The sequence below is a fragment of the Streptomyces alkaliphilus genome, assembly GCF_014141535.1.
Classification (GTDB): Bacteria; Actinomycetota; Actinomycetes; order Streptomycetales; family Streptomycetaceae; genus Streptomyces; species Streptomyces alkaliphilus.
Genome location: NZ_VKHT01000766.1, coordinates 1 through 2,507, shown reverse-complemented (window position 1 = coordinate 2,507; position 2,507 = coordinate 1). Strand labels below are relative to the sequence as shown.

Below are 2,507 nucleotides of genomic sequence, written 5' to 3'. Positions count from 1 at the left end.
GTGTGGTGCACCACGGTCAGACCCGAGACGGCCCGGGTCAGCGCCACGTACAGCCGCCGCAGCCCCGTGCGCTCATCCGGCTCCGCGCCGACCACCGCCGCCGGCTCGTCCAGCACCACGTGGTCGTACTCCAGGCCCTTCACCAGCGAGGCCGCCACCAGCGTCAGCCGCCGCCCGACCGAGGTCTCCTCCCCCGGCCCCAGCGGTTCGTGTCCGGCCCCCACCAGCGCCGCGCGCAGCGCCGGCAGCCGGGCGTCGGCGGCGATCAGTCCCACCGACCCCTCACGCTCCAGCGCCTCCCCACAGGCCGCCACGACCGCCGCGTCCAGCTCCCCGGCCGTCACCCGTCGCACCCGCAGCGAGCCCGGGGACCGCCGCACCGAACCGGCCTCCGCCAACCCCGGCGCGATCGCCGGCAGCAGCCGCGACGCGTAGGCGATGATCTCCCGCGGCACCCGGAAGCCCAGGGTCAGCTCGGCCACCGCGGCCTCCGGCTTGCCCAGGTGCGCCATCGCCTCGGCCCAGGTGCCGGTCGCCCACGGCGTGGTGCCCTGGGCCAGGTCGCCCAGCACCGTCACCGAGCCGGTCGAACACCGTCGCCCCACCGCTCGGTACTGCATGGGGGACAGGTCCTGCGCCTCATCCAGCACCACGTGCCCCAGCGAGGGGGTGCGGGTCACCAGATCGCGGACCTCGTCCACCAGCACCGCGTCGGCCGGGGACCACGGAGCCGAACGGACACCGCGCGCCGGACGCGGCCACGGCAGCAGCTCCACCTCCTGCGGCGCCAGCAGCCCCTCCGCCCGCTCCGCGAGGAACGCCGGGTCCGAGAGCAACCGCAGCACCAGCTTCGCCGGGTCCACCGCCGGCCACAGCCGACGGACCATCGCCTTCACCGGCGCGCTGCGCGCCACAGCCGCCTGCACCCGGTCGTCCGGGGCCTCCCCGGCCCGCTCCATCCGCACCAGCACCGCGTGCGCCAGCCGTTGCGGCAGCGCCTCCAGGGCCGCCCCGTACCGGATGTCCCGCTCCAGCAACCCGCGCACGATGTCGGCGACCTCGTGCGCCGGGACCCGCCACCGGCGGGCGCCGCGCGGCACCTCCAGCGCCTCCTCCGGCATCCGCACCCCCGAGCGCACCGCCCGGCGCAGCACCTCGGCCATCCGCGCGTCGCCCTTGAGCCGGGCCACCGCCGGGTCGTCGGTGCCGCGCGGCTCCAGGCCGGTGGCGGCCGACACCAGCGCGTCCACGGTGGTCTGCCGCACCTCCAGCTCGCCGAGGGCCGGCAGCACCTGCTCGATGTACCGCAGGAAGGAACGGTTGGGCCCGATGACCAGCGTGCCGGAGCGCGACAGCCGCTCCCGGTGGGCGTAGAGCAGGTACGCGACCCGGTGCAGGCCCACCGCCGTCTTGCCCGTGCCCGGCGCCCCCTGGACGCAGAGACTGCCGCGCAGCGGGGCCCGCACGATCTCGTCCTGCTCCGGTTGGATGGTGGCGACGATGTCCCGCATCGGGCCGACGCGCGGCCGCTCGATCTCCCGCAGCAGCAGATTCCCCCCGGTCGCGGCGGCCCCGCCGGAACCGTCCCCCGGCTCCGCCGCGGGTCCGCCGAGGTGTTCGTCCTCCAGCGCGGTCAGCTCCCCGCCCTCGTAGCCGAAACGGCGGCGCATCCGCACGCCCCGCGGGTCCGTGGGGGAGGCCCGGTAGAAGGGCTGGGAGACCGGGGCGCGCCAGTCGATCACCATCGGATCGCCGTGCGCGTCGTGGACGTGGCGGCGGCCGATGTGGAACCGGCGGCCCGACTCGTCCACCGGGGCCCCGGTGGCGTCCCCGGAGCCGGCTTCGTGGTCGATCGGGCGCAGGTAGTCGAGCCGGCCGAAGAACAGCGGGGTGTCGGCGAGGTCGGCCAGGGCGGCGATCCGCCGCTCCACGTCACCGCGCAGCACCTCGGCGGTGACCCAACTCGCGGTGACGTCGCCGATGTCCAGCGCCTCGGCGTCGGCGCGCATCGCGCGCAGCGCGGCCCGGGAGGCGGCGAGGTGCGCCCGCTCCATCGCCAACGGATCGGGCTCATCGGTGCCGTTCGGGGCGGGGTTGTCGTGGTCCGGGACGGAAGTGGTGGGCTCGGGAACGGCGGACATCGGTTACGGCCTCCGGACGGTCACGCGGCAACGCCGCCGCCCGGGATCGGACGGCGGCGGATGCCGAAGCGGCTCAAGGGATGTGTGCCGACCGGTTGCCGTGCGGCCGACGCCTCTCCGGTGCGCGCGACACGAAGGGCGGTGGAACGCGTGAGCCTAGGCAGTGCCGCGACCGGGGCGCAAACGGGTTTCCGACACCGGAGTACTCGGGAATGAGTGGAAGCGCGACGGCGCGACGCGTCTCCGGGCCGGGCCATCGACATCCGGTGCGGACGCGGGGTGTTTCGCCGGTTCGGATCCGCCGGGAGCGGGGGCGAAGTACTCTTCCCCCGATACGTCGGCGTGGTGGGAGGGCATGTGCGGCGG

At 75.8% G+C, this 2,507-nt stretch carries 1 protein-coding gene; it reads right to left on the bottom strand.

What is annotated here, in order from left to right; translation table 11 throughout:
• The coding region (locus FNQ90_RS19530; protein ID WP_182607557.1) for a HelD family protein at positions 1-2,141 on the bottom strand (2,141 nt) is incomplete at its 3' end.
• Between the last annotated feature and the right edge of the window lie 366 nt (positions 2,142-2,507).